This is a genomic window from Streptomyces sp. AK010 (genome assembly GCF_014207295.1).
GTDB classification, from domain to species: Bacteria; Actinomycetota; Actinomycetes; order Streptomycetales; family Streptomycetaceae; genus Streptomyces; species Streptomyces massasporeus.
Genome location: NZ_JACHCX010000009.1, coordinates 217,418 through 233,352 on the forward strand (window position 1 = coordinate 217,418; position 15,935 = coordinate 233,352).

Here is a 15,935-nt window from a genome sequence, read left to right on the forward strand (position 1 = left end):
GTGTGCTCAGGTGTTGTTCGCGCTGGACGGGCCGAAGAACTCGATCTCCGCGATGGCGACCTGCTTCTTCGCCGAGGTGCCGTAGGCGGAGTCGATGGTGAAGCGGACGGCGGTCACCTCGCCGACGCGGAAGGCGCGCCGCTGCGGGCCCGCTCCCTGGTCGAGGGTCAGGCTGCGGGTCGTGGTCCGGCCGTCCTTGCCGGTGACCGTGGCCGTGAGGCGGTGCGGCAGTGCCGACTTGGAGAGCTGGTCGGCGCGCGTGGACGTGCCCGGCGTGATGATCAGGTCCAGCAGCCGGGTGGGCTCGTCGAAGCGGGCCTCTATGTACTGGCCCTGAGCCGACTCGGAGACGCCCGGGCCCCACCAGGTGTCGTTCAGTTTGTCGAAGGCCAGGCCGGGCTTGTGGCCCGGGTAGGAACGCGAGGCGCTGTAGCGGTCCGGGGAGACCGGGGCGCGCTTGGCGAAGTGGTCCCGGGTGGCCTGGACGCCCTGCGGAATGTTGACCACCAGCGCGATCAGCGGGGCGAGCACGATCGCGATGCCCAGCCAGGACAGGACACGGTCGAAGGTGCGGCGCAGCCGGGGACGGTCGCCCGCCCAGGGCGTCTCCCGGCTGCCGAACGGGCCGAGCCGCCGCCACCAGGGGAGCTGGACCGGGGCGGGTCCGTCACCGGCCATGGGCATCGCGCACCGGGCGCAGAAGTGCCGCTCCGGGCGGTTGCGCGTGGCACACCGGGGGCACGCGGTGCCGCCGTCGATCCCGTGCTCCTCGCCGGGGGCCCGGACGGCCTCGGGGCGCTGGGGGGGGCGGGGCGGCCGGGCAGGACGGGGGTGACGGTCGAGGACATCGACACGGGCCCCGGCCGGGGCGCCCTGCGCTTCGGCCTCGTCCGCGACACCGGCATGGACAGCGCGCCGGTGCCGCAGTACGTCACGCGTGCGACTCCGGCCGATCCGGCGACGGTGCCGCAGCGCCCGCGCGTGCAGCGCGCAGCACGTCGACGCGGTTCGTCGTGATCGAGTCCACGCCCGCCTCCAGCAGCCGCCGCATGGAGCGGCGGGTGTCGGGGGTCCAGACGGACACCAGGTAGCCGTCGGCGTGCACGCGCTCGGCGAGGGGGCGGTCCACCAGGGAGAAGCGGTAGTTGAGCCAGCGCGGGCGGATCGCCTCCAGCAGGACGGGCCGCGGCGGGGCCAGCGTCGTCCAGGTGAGGGCGATCTCGGCGCCCGCGTCCGCCGCGCGCACGGCGAGCATGGCGTCGGCGCCCGCGCAGTAGTAGACGCGCTCCGCCGCCCCCGCCTCCTCCACCACGCCCATGATCCGGCGCACCGCCCGCACATCGGGAGACCCGGGCAGGTCGATCATCACCCGGTGCCCGCCGGTCGCGGCCAGTGCCTCGGCCAGGGCCGGCACCCCGCCGCCGCTCAGCCCGCGCACCTCCTCGAAGGACAGCGCGTTCACCGGCCGTTCGTGCTCCCACAGGCGCTTCAGCGACGCGTCGTGCAGCAGAACCGGCACGCCGTCCCGGGTGAGCCGTACGTCGACCTCCACCGCGTCCGCGCCCCGGCGCAGGGCGGAACGCAGCGAGGCCACGGTGTTTTCGCGGACGCGGTAGGGATCGCCCCGGTGGGCCACGGCGACGGGGAAGGGCGTCACCGGGCGAGCCACTGCGCGGTGTAGCTGTCGATCTCGCCGGCGATCCGTGTCTTGCCCGCGGCGTCCAGGAAGGACGCCTCGACGGCGTTCTTCGCCAGCTCGGCCAGGCCCCGCTCGTCGAGGTCGAGCAGCCGGGCGGCGACCGCGTACTCGTTCTCGAGGGTCGTGCCGAACATGGGCGGGTCGTCGGAGTTGACGGTGACGAGGACCCCGGCCCGCACGAACTCCTTGACCGGGTGCTCGTCGAGGGTGCGCACCGCGCGGGTGGCGATGTTCGAGGTCGGGCACACCTCCAGCGGGATCCGGTGCTCGGCGAGGTGCGCGAGCAGCTTCGGGTCCTGTGCGGAGCTGGTGCCGTGCCCGATGCGCTCGGCCCGCAGGTGGGTCAGCGCGTCCCACACCGTCTGCGGGCCGGTCGTCTCCCCGGCGTGCGGTACGGAGTGCAGCCCCGCGGCGATCGCCCGGTCGAAGTACGGCTTGAACTGCGGCCGCTCCACACCGACCTCGGGCCCGCCGAGACCGAAGGAGACCAGGCCCTCCGGGCGCAGCCGGTCGTCGGTGGCGAGCCGGGTGGTCTCCTCGGCGGCCTCCAGACCCGCCTCGCCGGGGATGTCGAAGCACCAGCGCAGCACGGTCCCGAACTCGGCCTCGGCGGCCGTGCGGGCGTCCTCGATGGCGTCCATGAAGGCCCGCTCGTCGATGCCGCGCCGGGTGGACGAGAAGGGCGTGATGGTCAGCTCGGCGTACCGCACCTGCTGCCGGGCCAGGTCCCGGGCCACCTCGTAGGTGAGCAGCCGGACGTCCTCCGGGGTGCGGATCAGGTCGACGACCGACAGGTACACGTCGATGAAGTGCGCGAAGTCGGTGAAGGTGAAGTAGTCGACCAGTGCCTCGGGATCGGTCGGCACCTTCGAGTCGGGGTGCCGCGCGGCCAGTTCGGAGACGATCCGGGGGGAGGCGGATCCCACGTGGTGCACATGCAGTTCGGCCTTGGGAAGCCCGGTGATGAAGGCCTTCAGGTCGCGTGGGGCACGGGGGTCGACAAGATGCTCGGTCAAGGGTTCCTCCCCGGAACGGCGCCGCTGCCGGCGTGAGGCGGGCGGGGCGCGGGTGATCGGCTGATCGTTGACTCGGAATTCATCGTATGCCGCGGTCCGGCGCCCTTCTTTTGCAGGGGCGCGGGACGCTGTCGACAGGCGGCTCCGAGGGGCGCGACCAGCCCCCCGCGCACCCGCACTGTGGCACGCACCGAACCGCCCCGTAGCATGACCACACGATCGACCCAGGGGGGAACAGGATGACGGACGCGACGCAGCCCGACGGTGGCGGAGGCGCCGGCCACGACCCGTGGGCACCCCCGGAGCACACACCCTCGCTCGACAAGCACCAGCCCCCCACCGCGGGGCCGCCGTCCGTGCACGACCAGGCCACGGTCACGTCGATGCCGGGCTTCACCCCGCCCACCGGCACGCCCCAGTACAACTCGTCCGGCACCGGCACCGGCGCCGTCCCGCCCCCGCCCGTGGCCCCCACCGGCCCGGGAGCGCCCGGCGGCTACGGCTACCCGGGCTACCCCCAGTCCGGCTACGGCTGGCCCGGCATGCCCCCGGCCCCCCAGAACGGCCTGGGCATCGCCGCGATGGTGCTCGGCATCGTCGCCTGCACCCTCTTCTGCCTCTACGGCGTGGTCTCCCTGGTCACCGGCATCCTCGCCGTCGTCTTCGGCATCAAGGGCCGCAAGCGCGCCGAGGCCGGAGTGGCCACCAACCACGGGCAGGCCCAGGCCGGTCTGATCATGGGCATCATCGGGATCATCCTCGGCATCGCGGTGATCGTGCTGATCGCTGTCGGCATCACGGCCGCGATCAACAGCGGCAGCTACGACGACGACCCGTACTACGGGACCCTCGGCCCGGTGGCCACCGCCGCGTCCCACCGCTGAAACCGGGCCTCGTCACGGCCGAGTTGGCCACTACGATGCCTTGGTCTGACAACGGAGGGGAGTTCGTCCATGTCCAACACCAACCCGCCCCCGGGTGGTTTCGGCCCACCGGCCCAGCCGCCGCAGCAGCCGGCCCCGGGATACGGCTATCCGCAGCAGCCCGGCCCGGGATACGGCTACCCCCAGGGGGGCCCCGGCTACCCGGCCGCGCCGCCCGTGGGCTACCCGCAGGCGCCCGGCTACGGGATGCCCGCGCAGCCCAGCAACGGCATGGGCACCACGGGACTGGTGCTGGGCATCATCGGTGTGGTGTGCAGCGTCACGTTCATCATGTGGTTCTTCGGCGTGATCCTGGGCATTCTCGCGATCATCTTCGGCGCCATCGGCCGCGGCAGGGCCACCCGCGGTGAGGCCACGAACAAGGGTGCGGCGACCGCGGGCCTGGTGTGCGGCATCATCGCCACCGTGATCCTTCCGCTGCTGGGCTTCCTGCTGTTCGCCAGCATCATGGGCGGTCTCGGCGCGGCGTCCTGACGCGGCTCCCTGCGCCACGGAAGGGGCCGGTCCCGAGGACCGGTCCCTTGCTCATGCTCCCGCCCGCAGCCGCTCCCGCGCCTCCATCAGCGCGAAGCCCAGCAGATTCGGTCCCCGCCACCGCTGCGGATCGGCCGCCGCTTCGTCGTCCGCGGCCAGCCCGATGCCCCACACCCGGTCCACGGGGCTCGCCTCCACCAGCACCCGGTCGCCCGTGCCCAGCAAATACCCCAGCAGCTCGGGGTGCGCGCCGAACCTGTGGACGCTGCCCTCCACGACGATCCGGAACCGCTCCCGCGCCCACACCGCCTCGTCGAACCCGCGCACCAGCCGCCCGGCCTTCTTCGCCTCGGCGGGATGCTCCGCGGCCAGGACGGCACGCTCCGCCGCCGCGTCCCCGAAGAGCCGGGCCTTGCCGGCCATCATCCAGTGCTCCGCCGTCGCGTAGAGAACGCCGTCCACGGTGAAGGGCGCCGGCCACCACTGGCTCAGACAGCTCGCCCCGATCCGGCCGTCCGGCCGCGGCCGGTGCCCCCAGAAGTGCAGATACCTGACCCTGGCCCCCTCGCGGACCGCCCTGATCAGGGCCTCCTGCGAGCCGACCGCCCCCGTGATCTTCTCCATGCACGCGAGTTTGGCACGCACCACTGACACAGCGTCCTGCCTCTTCGCGGTGAACTCGACACCTGGTCGACAGATTCCGTCGCGTAACCAAAAATCAACAACGGAATCACTTGTTGGAGTGGCATACCTCTGTCAGGATCGGCACTCAAATCGAGCCTGAGCCACGCCGGCCCCACCAGGGGACACGGAGGAGAGCGACATGCACAACCCGGGCATTGCCACCCCGGACCGATTTCCGGCCGAGGAGCGCTTCGCGGAGGGCGCGCAGTACATCGCGGGGCGCCTGACCAGGGGCACCTCCGGCCGCACCCACGCGGTCGTCGACCCGGCGTCGGGCGAGGAGGTCCTCACCTACGAACTGGCGGGCACGGCCGACGTCGACCGGGCCGTCGCCGCCGCCCGCGCGGCCTTCCCCGGCTGGGCGGGAACGACCCCCGGCGAGCGGTCCGACGCCCTGCACCGGTTCGCCGCGGTGCTGGCCGACCGGGCCGAGGACTTCGCCCGCGTTGAGTCGCTCCAGTGCGGCAAGCCGCTGAAGCTGACCCGCGAGTTCGACGTCCCCGGGACCATCGACAACGCCGCCTTCTTCGCCGGTGCCGCACGGCACCTGCAGGGGCAGTCCGCCGGTGAGTACTCCGGCGACCACACGTCGTACATCCGGCGCGAGCCCATCGGGGTCGTCGGGTCGATCGCGCCCTGGAACTACCCCCTCCAGATGGCCGCCTGGAAGATCCTCCCGGCGATCGCCGCGGGCAACACCGTCGTCCTGAAGCCCGCCGAGCTCACCCCGCTGACCTCGCTGCTCTTCGCCCAGGCGGCCACGGACGCCGGGATCCCGGACGGTGTGATCAACATCGTCACGGGCACCGGCAGGGAGGCCGGAGAGCACCTCGTCGGCCACCCCGACGTGGCCATGACCTCCTTCACCGGCTCCACCGCCGTCGGCAAGCGCGTCGCCGAGGTCGCCACCGCCACCGTCAAGCGCCTCCACCTGGAGCTCGGCGGCAAGGCACCCTTCGTGGTCTTCGACGACGCCGACCCGGAGGCAGCCGCCCACGGGGCGGTCGCGGGCTCCCTGATCAACACCGGGCAGGACTGCACGGCCGCCACGCGCGCGTATGTGCAGCGGCCGCTCTACGACGCCTTCGTGGAGCGGACCGCGGCGCTCATGGAGACGGTCCGGCTCGGCGACCCCTTCGCCGCCGGCACCGACCTCGGCCCGCTGATCTCGCACGTACAGCGCGACCGGGTCGCAGGATTCGTGGACCGGGCGCGGGCCTACGCGCGCGTGGTCACCGGCGGCGAGGCACCCGAGGGGGAGCTCGCCAAGGGCGCCTACTACCGGCCCACCCTGATCGCCGACGCGGCCCAGGACAGCGAGGTCGTCCAGTCGGAGATCTTCGGCCCGGTCCTGGTCGTGCTGCCGTTCGACACCGACGACGAGGGCCTCGCGCTCGCCAACGACACCCCGTACGGCCTGGCCGCCTCCGCCTGGAGCCGGGACGTGTACCGGGCGAACCGGGCCACGCGCGAGATCAAGGCCGGCTGCGTCTGGATCAACGACCACATCCCGATCATCAGCGAGATGCCGCACGGCGGCCACAAGTCCTCCGGCTACGGAAAGGACATGTCCGCGTACTCGTTCGAGGAGTACACCCAGATCAAGCACGTCATGTTCGACAACACCGCGGTGGCGGCCAAGGACTGGCACCGCACCGTGTTCGGGGACCGGGCGGGCTCCTGATGGATCTCCGCGGCGTCACGTCGTCCGGCACGCGCGCACGCGCGCCGCACGCCGTGGACGGACAGGTGGCTCCGCCACATGACCGTCCACGGCGCACGCCGAGCGCACGCACCGGACGCCGCTCCTTCTTCCACGGACATCCATCAGAAGCCCCCTAGCCGTATGCAGGCCGCCTGACCAACGGCCGTCCACCCTCCGAAAGGGCACCACGCGCATGGAGCAGTACGAGCCCGACCGCCTGTCCGCGGCCCAAAGGGCCGCCATGAGGCGCAGTTTCAAGAACGGCAGGGCCTCCCTCACCCGGCGGTCCCTGCTGCGCGCCTCGGCGGGCGGGGCGCTCGCGGCCGGCGGACTGGGAACGCTGAGCGCCTGCGGCATCCCGGCGGCAGGCCAGTCGAAGGGCGGCGTCTCGGCAGAGGACCACTCGGCCAAGGAGAAGACGGTGAACTTCTCCAACTGGACCGAGTACATGGACGTCGACGACAGCGGAAAGCACCACCCGACCCTGGACCAGTTCGCGAAGCGGACCGGCATCAAGGTCAAGTACAGCGAGGACATCAACGACAACAACGAGTTCTTCGGCAAGATCAAGCCGCAGCTCGCCGCGGGCCAGGACACCGGCCGCGACCTGATCGTCCTCACCGACTGGCTGGCCGCCCGCCTCATCCGCCTGGGCTGGGTGCAGAAGCTCGACCCGAGCAACCTGCCGCACGCCTACGCCAACCTGTCGGCCCAGTTCCGCAGCCCCGACTGGGACCCGGGCCGCGCCTACTCGTACGTCTGGCAGGGCATCTCGACCGTCATCGCGTACAACAAGAAGGCCCTCGACGGCGTCGAGGTGACGTCGATATCCGACCTGCTGGACAACCCCAAACTCAAGGGCCGGGTCGGTTTCCTGTCGGAGATGCGCGACAGCATCGGCATGACGCTGCTCGACATGGGCAAGGACCCGGCCGACTTCACCGCCGACGACTACGACGCGGCCATCGCCCGTCTGCAGAAGGCCGTCGACAAGGGTCAGATCCGCCGCTTCACCGGCAACGACTACACCTCGGACCTGACCAGCGGCGACTTCGCGGCCTGTGTCGCCTGGGCCGGGGACGTCGTCCAGCTCAAGGCGGACAGCCCCGACATCGACTTCCTCATCCCGGACAGTGGCTACGTGACGTCCACCGACAACCTGCTGATCCCCAGCAAGGCCCGGCACAAGACCAACGCCGAACGGCTCATCGACTTCTACTACGAGCCGAAGGCCGCCGCCGAACTCGCCGCGTACATCAACTACGTGTGCCCCGTCGACGGTGTGAAGGCCGAACTCGCGAAGATCGACGAGGACGCGGCGAACAACCCGCTGATCATTCCCGACAAGGCCATGGCCGCCAAGTCCCACGCCTTCCGCTCGCTGAGCTCGAAGGAAGAGACCGAGTTCGAAGCGAAGTTCGCGAAGCTGACGGGGGCGTGACCACCATGACGAACAAGACCGACCCCAGCGGCGACGTCCGCCTCACGGGCATAGCCAAGACCTACGGCGCCTTCACCGCCGTCCACCCGCTCGACCTCACCGTGCCGCAGGGCTCCTTCTTCGCCCTGCTCGGCGCCTCCGGCTGCGGCAAGACCACCACCCTGCGCATGATCGCCGGCCTGGAAGAACCCTCCGCCGGCACCGTCTTCCTCGGTGACCAGGACGTGACCGCCCTCCCGCCGTACAAGCGGCCGGTGAACACCGTCTTCCAGTCCTACGCCCTCTTCCCGCACCTCGACATCTTCGAGAACGTCGCCTTCGGCCTGCGCCGGCGCGGATGGAAGTCGGTGAAGAAGCAGGTCGAGGAGATGCTGGAGCTCGTGCAGCTCGGCGAGCAGGCCCGCAAGAAGCCGCACCAGCTCTCCGGCGGCCAGCAGCAGCGCGTCGCCGTCGCCCGCGCGCTGATCAACCACCCCAAGGTGCTCCTGCTCGACGAACCGCTCGGCGCCCTCGACCTCAAGCTGCGCCGCCAGATGCAGCTGGAGCTCAAGCGCATCCAGACCGAGGTCGGCATCACCTTCATCCACGTCACCCACGACCAGGAGGAGGCCATGACCATGGCCGACACGGTCGCCGTGATGAACGCGGGCCGCGTCGAGCAACTGGGCGCGCCCACCGAGCTCTACGAGAACCCGCGCACCACGTTCGTCGCGAACTTCCTCGGCACCTCCAACTTCATCGAGGCCGAGGTCGACTCCAAGAGCGGCGAGGAGATCGTGCTGAAGGCCGGCGGCGGCAAGCTCGTCCTGCCGGAGGCGCGATGTTCCGCGCCCGCCGGCACCGGCGGCAAGGTGCTGGTCGGCGTGCGCCCGGAGAAGATCTCCCTCACCCACGCCGAAGACGCCGGCGAGATACCCGGGGGCCGCAACCGCATCACGGGCCGGATCGCCGACTCCAGCTTCATCGGCGTCTCCACGCAGTACGTCGTCGACAGCCCGGTCTGCTCCGACTTCGAGGTCTACGCCCAGAACATCGACCGCGACCCCCGCCTGGTGCCCGGTGCCGAGGTCGTCCTGCACTGGAACCCGGCCCACACCTTCGGCCTGGACGCCGCTCAGGACGCCGACGCCGGAGTGGAAGAGGCGGCCTGATGTCGACACTCACCGAGGCGCCACCGCCTCTCGCGCCTGAGGCGCCCGAATCCAAGCCCCCCAAGCGCCGGGGCCGCTTCACGCCGTACTGGCTGCTGCTGCCCGGCATCCTGTGGCTGGTCGTCTTCTTCGCGCTGCCGATGATCTACCAGGCCTCCACGTCCGTGCAGACGGGTTCCCTGGAGCAGGGCTACAAGGTCACCTGGCACTTCGCCACGTACTGGGACGCGCTGTCCGCGTACTGGCCGCAGTTCGTCCGCTCGGTGCTCTACGCGGGCACGGCGACGATCCTGTGCCTGCTGCTCGGCTACCCGCTGGCCTATCTGATCGCCTTCCGGGCGGGCCGCTGGAAGAACCTGATCATGATCCTGGTGATCGCGCCGTTCTTCACCAGCTTCCTGATCCGCACCCTCGCCTGGAAGACGATCCTCGCGGACGGCGGACCGGTCGTCGGCGCGCTCAACACGCTGCACGTCCTGGACGTCACCAACTGGCTCGGCATGACCGCCGGCGACCGCGTCCTGGCCACCCCGCTCGCGGTGGTGTGCGGTCTGACGTACAACTTCCTGCCGTTCATGATCCTGCCGCTCTACACCTCGCTGGAGCGCATCGACGGACGTCTCCACGAGGCCGCGGGAGACCTGTACGCCCGGCCCTGGACGACGTTCCGCAAGGTCACCTTCCCGTTGTCGATGCCGGGTGTCGTCTCCGGCACGCTGCTGACCTTCATCCCGGCGGCCGGTGACTACGTGAACGCCGATCTGCTCGGCTCCACCGACACCCGCATGGTCGGAAACGTCATCCAGACGCAGTTCCTGAGAGTCCTCGACTATCCGACGGCCGCGGCGCTCTCCTTCATCCTCATGGCGGCCATTCTGCTGATGGTCACCCTCTACATCCGCAGGTCCGGGACGGAGGATCTGGTCTAAATGCCCTTCGTCAACTGGCTCAAGAGAAATCTCGTCGTCCTGGCGGGACTGCTGACCCTCGGCTATCTGCTGCTGCCGAACGTCGTCGTGACGGTGTTCTCCTTCAACAAACCGAAGGGGCGCTTCAACTACGAATGGCAGCAGTTCTCCCTGGACGCCTGGAAGGACCCGTGCGGTGTCTCCGGGCTGTGCGGGTCACTGTCCCTCAGCCTCCAGATCGCCCTCTGGGCGACACTCGGCGCCACCCTCCTCGGCACCCTGATCGCCTTCGCCCTGGTCCGCTACCGGTTCCGCGCCCGCGGCGCCGTGAACTCGCTGATCTTCCTGCCGATGGCGATGCCCGAGGTCGTCATGGCAGCCTCGCTGCTCACCCTGTTCCTCAACATGGGCGCCCAGCTGGGCTTCTGGACGATTCTCATCGCGCACATCATGTTCTGCCTGAGTTTCGTCGTCACGGCCGTCAAGGCGCGTGTGATGTCGATGGACCCGAAATTGGAGGAGGCGGCCCGGGACCTGTACGCGGGCCCGTTCCAGACCTTCGTCCGGGTGACCCTGCCCATCGCCGCACCGGGAATCGCGGCGGGTGCGCTTCTCGCCTTCGCGCTGTCCTTCGACGATTTCATCATCACCAATTTCAACGCCGGCTCGACCGTCACCTTCCCCATGTTCGTCTGGGGTTCGGCGCAGCGCGGAACGCCCGTACAGATCAATGTCATCGGCACGACCATGTTCGTCGTCGCCGTACTGTTCGTCCTGGTTTCCATGGTTGCCGGAAACCGCCGCAACAGGCAGAAGGCATAGCCCCGTAGGGAGTTGAAATCATGGCCCCGAGCGCCATGAATCAGTGGACCCGTTCGCTCTCCGACGTCCGGCCGGTCCCGTACTGGCTGGACGACCCCGGCCGGCCCCGTCCCGAACCCGCCCTCACCACCTCCGAGACCTGCGACCTGCTGGTCGTCGGCGGCGGCTACAGCGGCCTGTGGACGGCGCTGATCGCCAAGGAGCGCGACCCGCAGCGGGACGTGGTGCTGGTGGAGGGCCGCGAGGCGGGCTGGGCCGCCTCCGGCCGCAACGGCGGATTCTGCGCCGCCTCCCTCACCCACGGCCTGCCCAACGGCCTCACCCGCTGGCCCGACGAGATCCACACGCTCCAGCGGATGGGCGAGACCAACCTCGACGCGATCGAGGCGGCGGTCACCCGGCACTCCATCGACTGCGACTTCGAGCGCACCGGCGAGATCGACGTCGCCACCGAGCCCTACCAGGCGCGCGAACTGCGCGAGTGGCACGAGGAGACGTCCCGCCGGGGCCTGGCCGACGGCGTCGAGTACCTGGACGCCGACGCCGTACGGGAGCAGGTGAACTCACCCACCTTCCAGGCGGGCCTGTGGGACCGCAGGGGCGTCGCCATGCTCCATCCGGCGAAGCTCGCCTGGGGCCTGAAGCGGGCGTGCGTGGAACTCGGCGTGCGCGTCTACGAGAACACCCCCGCCCTGACCCTGAAGCCGTACGGGCCCGGCATGGCCGTGAGCACCCCCTACGGCCGGATCCGCGCCCGCCGGGTCGCCCTCGGCACCAACATCTTCCCCAACCTGGTCAGACGCGTCCGTTCGTACACCGTCCCGGTCTACGACTACGCCCTGATGACCGAGCCGCTCACGCCCGGGCAGCTCGACTCGATCGGCTGGAAGAACCGCCAGGGCCTCGGCGACAGCGCCAACCAGTTCCACTACTTCCGGCTGTCCGCCGACAACCGGATCCTGTGGGGCGGCTACGACGCGATCTACCCCTACGGTGGCCGCGTCCGCGCCGAGTACGACGACCGCCCCGAGACCTACGCCAAGCTCGCCGGGCACTTCTTCACCTGCTTCCCGCAGCTGGAGGGCGTCCGCTTCAGCCACGCCTGGGGCGGCGCGATCGACACCTGCTCCCGCTTCTCGGCGTTCTTCGGCACCGCCCACCAGAACAAGGTGGCGTACGCGGCCGGGTACACCGGCCTCGGGGTCGGTGCCACCCGCTTCGGCGCCGAGGTGATGCTGGACCTGCTGTCCGGCGAACGCACCGAACGCACGGAACTGGAAATGGTCCGCAAGAAGCCCCTGCCCTTCCCGCCGGAGCCCTTCGCCTGGACGGGCATCGCCCTCACCAAGTGGTCCCTGGCCCGCGCGGACGCCCAGGGCGGCCGGCGCAATCTGTGGCTGCGCACGATGGACCGCTTGGGGCTGGGATTCGACAGCTGATCGACCGAGTGTGATCCGGTTCACTCCAACGAGATGACGGAACCCGCGTAATGGCCGGGGGGACACCCCCTTCTCCCTCGTGATGCCCTCCGGACGCCCCGCGTCCGTGAGGTTCGTGAGAGAGAAGGGGGTCTTTGACGATGACCGGTGCGAAGACGGCGGTCGAGTGGCTCGCATCCGTCGCGCCCGATCCCGAGGCCTGCCGCTGGGACTGGGAGCGCAACCCGCTCGGGGTCGCGCTGCTGCCCGCCGGCAGCGCCTGGGACGTGCTCATCCTGCCCGGCGCACTCGGGTACGCCACGCTCGACGTGCTCACCCGCGTCCTCGACCGGCCGGGCCCCGTGCTCGTCGACTTCGGTGACGCCCGCATGGGGTTCTTCGTGCCGCCCGGCACCGCTGCCCGCTGGCTCGGCACGGGCATCCGCACGGCGGGCGCCGGCACCTGGATCGTCGTGCCGTACCCGGGCCGCTCCTCACCCGGCGGCGTCCGCTGGCTGGTCCCCCCGGACGGCTCGGGCACGCTGACGGACCCGGCCCTGCTGGAACTGGCGATGCACGAGGCGGCGGCGCGCCTGGCGACGGAGAACGACGGGTAGGAGTGTCTGAAGATCTCGGAATTGCGCCCGGCTTGCACCGGTTCGTGGCGATTGACATTTACCGGCAATCCGGGGCGGTCCCGGCGGTCAAAGCAAGATCTTCATCGGTCTTCTAGCCCTAGGGCCCGTCGTGTGGATCGGGTTCGTGTGGATCGGGTTCCAGGACCGGTCGCCGCGGTCGGTCCGGCGCCGTCGCCCGCCGGAGGAACAGCCACAGCGACGTGAGCAGCACCGCGCACAGACACCAACTGCCCACGACGTCCAGCGGCCAGTGGTAGCCGCGGCGGACCAGGCCGTAGCTCGCGCCGAGGACCAGGGCCGCGCACAGGGTGATCAGGGCGCGGCGGGCCGGAGTCGTGCGCAGCCAGGGGAGCAGGAGCAGGGCCGCGGAGCCGTAGGCGACGGCGGCCGTGGCGGTGTGGCCCGAGGGGTAGTAGCCGGTGCCGGGCGGTTCGGCCGGGGTGCCCGGGCGGTCCATCAGCGCCTTCAACGGCACGACCAGAGCCGGGACCAGGGCCATGAGCAGGGCCGCCGCCGCGACGGGGAGCCACCAGCGGTCCGCACCGGCGCGGCGCCCGCGTACGGCGACGTACCCCAGCGCGACCGCGAGGACCGGGACCGCGACCGGGATGGTGCCGAGGTCGGCGAGGAGCTCCGAGAGCCGGTCCGGGTTCACCAGCACGCGGCTGAGCCGCTCGTCGAGCCGGACGAGCGGGCCGTCGTCGGCGACCTGCCAGGTGACCAGGGCGAACAGAAGGGCCGGAAGGGCGAGCAGGAAGGCGACGGAACCCGCGAGCGTTGCGCGTTCCTGGTTCGCGGAGATCGGCATGGGGCACAGCTTGGCACGAGCACGGACGCCGACCAGCGGCCCCCGCGGAGGACCACGTGAACCACCCGTCCCACGACGCCGGGCCTCTTCGAGGCGGGCAGGTGCGGCCGTACGCACCATGTCGGACGGGGACCGGTCCGGGGCGTGAACCCGGACTCCAGGGCACGGAGATGTGACTCGCGATCGTCTGGCTGCTCGCGGGCTTCCTCGGCCTGGCCGACGTTCTGGGCTACCGCCCGCGGGGGATCCACCGTCCGGAGCCCGCGCCGGGCCGGGGAGGCCTGACCGGGCATCGCGAGGGGGCGCGGAAATGGAGGCAGGCCACCCCGGAACAGGGGGGGGTGGTTCCGGGGTGGCCCTCCGGACCGGAACGTCGCGCGCCCCGGGGGGTTTGGGGCGTGCGACTGTCCGATCGGTGAGGAGATCCAGAGCCTCAGGCTCCGGTTGTGTGCGCGAGGGCACGACCAGGTCGAAGCTGGGGAGGCCCCGGCCTGATGTCACCCACAGTCCCCTGTGGGCGGGGTGTATCTCTCATCTGGGTAGAACCTACGACAGGGCGGGGGCGCAGGACAGGCCGCGGGGGCCCCTGTCATCCACCTCGCACACCTTCTTCACACGCTCTGCCGCTCGCCGCCCCGGTAAGGAACCGGGGCGGCTCACCTGCCCGGAGGCCGGCTCAGATGCGCGCGCCGCGGGCTCAGACGCGGGAGAACGCCTGCTCGATGATGTCAAGGCCCTCGTTCAGCAGGTCGTCCCCGATGACAAGCGGGGGCAGGAAGCGGAGCACGTTGCCGTAGGTGCCACAGGTCAGGACCAGCAGGCCCTCGGCGTGGCACGCCTTGGCGAGCGCGGCGGTCGCCTCCGGGTTCGGCTCCTTGGTGGCGCGGTCCTTGACCAGCTCGATGGCGATCATGGCGCCGCGGCCCCGGATGTCGCCGATGATCTCGAACTTCTCGGCCATGGCACCGAGGCGGGCCTTCATGATCGCCTCGATGTTCTTCGCCTTGGCGTTGAGGTCGAGCTCCTTCATCGTCTCGATCGAGCCGAGCGCACCGGCGCAGGCGACCGGGTTGCCGCCGTAGGTGCCGCCCAGGCCGCCGGCGTGCGCGGCGTCCATGATCTCGGCGCGACCGGTGACGGCCGCGAGCGGCAGACCGCCGGCGATGCCCTTCGCCGTCGTGATGAGGTCCGGGACGATGCCCTCGTCCTCACACGCGAACCACTGGCCCGTGCGGCAGAAGCCCGACTGGATCTCGTCGGCGACGAAGACGATGCCGTTGTCCTGCGCGAACTTGCTGATCGCCGGCAGGAAGCCCTTGGCCGGCTCGATGAAGCCGCCCTCGCCGAGCACCGGCTCGATGATGATCGCGGCGACGTTCTCCGCGCCGACCTGCTTGCTGATCTGGTCGATGGCCTGCGCGGCGGCCTCGGGGCCGGCGTTCTCGGGCCCGGTCGGCCAGCGGTAGCCGTACGCCACCGGCACCCGGTAGACCTCGGGCGCGAACGGCCCGAAGCCGTGCTTGTACGGCATGTTCTTCGCGGTCAGCGCCATCGTCAGGTTGGTGCGCCCGTGGTAGCCGTGGTCGAACACCACGACGGCCTGCCGCTTGGTGTACGCCCGCGCGATCTTCACGGCGTTCTCGACGGCCTCGGCGCCGGAGTTGAACAGGGCGCTCTTCTTGGCGTGGTCACCGGGGGTCAGCCCGGCGAGCGCCTCGGCGACCTCGACGTAGCCCTCGTAGGGCGTGACCATGAAACAGGTGTGGGTGAAGTCGGCGAGCTGTGCCGACGCCCGCCGTACGACGGCCTCGGCGGAGGCGCCCACGGACGTCACGGCGATGCCCGACCCGAAGTCGATCAGCCGGTTGCCGTCGACGTCCTCGATGATTCCGCCACCGGCACGCGCCGTGAACACGGGCAGCACGGACCCCACGCCCTGCGCGACCGCCGCGGTACGGCGGGCCTGCAGCTCCTGCGACTTCGGGCCGGGAATGGCGGTGACGACGCGGCGCTCCTGCGGAAGTGCGGTCATGCGGGGCTCCTGGGGTGGTGCGGATGGTCTGTACGGACGCTTGGCTTCTTTTCTCGCAGGCTAGGGCGGAGGAAGGGGGGTGGGCATGCTCCATGTGGGCGTTGTCGGCGGGGCGCCTTGTCCGGGGTGGACATGGCCGTCTTGTGGCGTGGTGCCCACGCCCCGGCCGCGTATGCGGTGAACTCCCCAGGGGAG

At 70.7% G+C, this 15,935-nt stretch carries 15 protein-coding genes; 9 read left to right on the plus strand and 6 right to left on the minus strand.

The window, feature by feature from the left end; all coding sequences use genetic code 11:
• Positions 1-6 precede the first annotated feature (6 nt).
• The 3 genes from HDC93_RS19440 to HDC93_RS19450 form a co-directional block, all read right to left on the minus strand.
• Complete coding sequence (locus HDC93_RS19440) at positions 7-678, minus strand: NADase-type glycan-binding domain-containing protein (RefSeq protein ID WP_260419656.1); 672 nt, start codon at positions 676-678, stop codon at positions 7-9.
• Between the two features lie 253 nt (positions 679-931).
• A complete protein-coding gene (locus HDC93_RS19445; RefSeq protein WP_311774577.1) occupies positions 932-1,657 on the minus strand; it encodes a glycerophosphodiester phosphodiesterase in 726 nt (241 codons plus the stop codon).
• Positions 1,654-2,772, minus strand: a complete 1,119-nt coding sequence (locus tag HDC93_RS19450; protein WP_185012226.1) for an adenosine deaminase — start codon at positions 2,770-2,772, stop codon at positions 1,654-1,656. Before HDC93_RS19450 ends, HDC93_RS19445 begins: the two co-directional genes overlap by 4 nt.
• A gap of 182 nt (positions 2,773-2,954) precedes the next feature.
• Between HDC93_RS19450 and HDC93_RS19455 the strand changes: the two genes are divergently transcribed.
• Both HDC93_RS19455 and HDC93_RS19460 read left to right on the plus strand, forming a co-directional pair.
• On the plus strand, positions 2,955-3,599 hold the full coding sequence (locus tag HDC93_RS19455; protein ID WP_185012156.1) for a DUF4190 domain-containing protein: 645 nt from the start codon (positions 2,955-2,957) through the stop codon (positions 3,597-3,599).
• 69 nt (positions 3,600-3,668) lie between these two features.
• A complete protein-coding gene (locus HDC93_RS19460) occupies positions 3,669-4,133 on the plus strand; it encodes a DUF4190 domain-containing protein (RefSeq protein WP_031105737.1) in 465 nt (154 codons plus the stop codon).
• A 51-nt stretch (positions 4,134-4,184) separates the two neighbouring features.
• Here HDC93_RS19460 and HDC93_RS19465 read toward each other — a convergent pair whose 3' ends face one another.
• Entirely contained in the window at positions 4,185-4,757 is a 573-nt protein-coding gene (locus HDC93_RS19465; RefSeq protein ID WP_185012157.1) for an NADAR family protein, read from the minus strand.
• Between the two features lie 199 nt (positions 4,758-4,956).
• Here HDC93_RS19465 and HDC93_RS19470 point away from each other — a divergent pair, with 199 nt between their 5' ends.
• The 7 genes from HDC93_RS19470 to HDC93_RS19500 all read left to right on the plus strand — a co-directional run bounded on the left by HDC93_RS19470 (position 4,957) and on the right by HDC93_RS19500 (position 12,879).
• Positions 4,957-6,501, plus strand: coding sequence for a gamma-aminobutyraldehyde dehydrogenase (locus HDC93_RS19470; RefSeq protein WP_185012158.1), 1,545 nt, complete (start codon positions 4,957-4,959; stop codon positions 6,499-6,501).
• Positions 6,502-6,715: 214 nt separating this feature from the next.
• Positions 6,716-7,963 carry a spermidine/putrescine ABC transporter substrate-binding protein gene (locus tag HDC93_RS19475; protein WP_185012159.1) on the plus strand — a complete coding sequence of 416 codons (1,248 nt, stop codon included), beginning with the start codon at positions 6,716-6,718 and terminating at the stop codon, positions 7,961-7,963.
• 5 nt (positions 7,964-7,968) lie between these two features.
• Complete coding sequence (locus HDC93_RS19480) at positions 7,969-9,114, plus strand: ABC transporter ATP-binding protein (protein WP_185012228.1); 1,146 nt, start codon at positions 7,969-7,971, stop codon at positions 9,112-9,114.
• On the plus strand, positions 9,114-10,043 hold the full coding sequence (locus HDC93_RS19485) for an ABC transporter permease (RefSeq protein ID WP_185012160.1): 930 nt from the start codon (positions 9,114-9,116) through the stop codon (positions 10,041-10,043). Before HDC93_RS19480 ends, HDC93_RS19485 begins: the two co-directional genes overlap by 1 nt.
• Entirely contained in the window at positions 10,044-10,844 is an 801-nt protein-coding gene (locus HDC93_RS19490) for an ABC transporter permease (protein ID WP_185012161.1), read from the plus strand. It abuts the gene before it with no gap.
• A 20-nt stretch (positions 10,845-10,864) separates the two neighbouring features.
• The gene (locus HDC93_RS19495) at positions 10,865-12,283 is read left to right on the plus strand and encodes an FAD-binding oxidoreductase (protein WP_185012162.1); all 1,419 of its coding nucleotides are present in this window, start codon (positions 10,865-10,867) and stop codon (positions 12,281-12,283) included.
• 140 nt (positions 12,284-12,423) lie between these two features.
• The gene (locus HDC93_RS19500; RefSeq protein ID WP_185012163.1) at positions 12,424-12,879 is read left to right on the plus strand and encodes a hypothetical protein; all 456 of its coding nucleotides are present in this window, start codon (positions 12,424-12,426) and stop codon (positions 12,877-12,879) included.
• A 118-nt stretch (positions 12,880-12,997) separates the two neighbouring features.
• Here HDC93_RS19500 and HDC93_RS19505 read toward each other — a convergent pair whose 3' ends face one another.
• Entirely contained in the window at positions 12,998-13,708 is a 711-nt protein-coding gene (locus HDC93_RS19505) for a phosphatase PAP2 family protein (protein WP_185012164.1), read from the minus strand.
• Positions 13,709-14,405: 697 nt separating this feature from the next.
• Positions 14,406-15,740 carry a 4-aminobutyrate--2-oxoglutarate transaminase gene (gabT, locus tag HDC93_RS19510; protein ID WP_185012165.1) on the minus strand — a complete coding sequence of 445 codons (1,335 nt, stop codon included), beginning with the start codon at positions 15,738-15,740 and terminating at the stop codon, positions 14,406-14,408.
• Between the last annotated feature and the right edge of the window lie 195 nt (positions 15,741-15,935).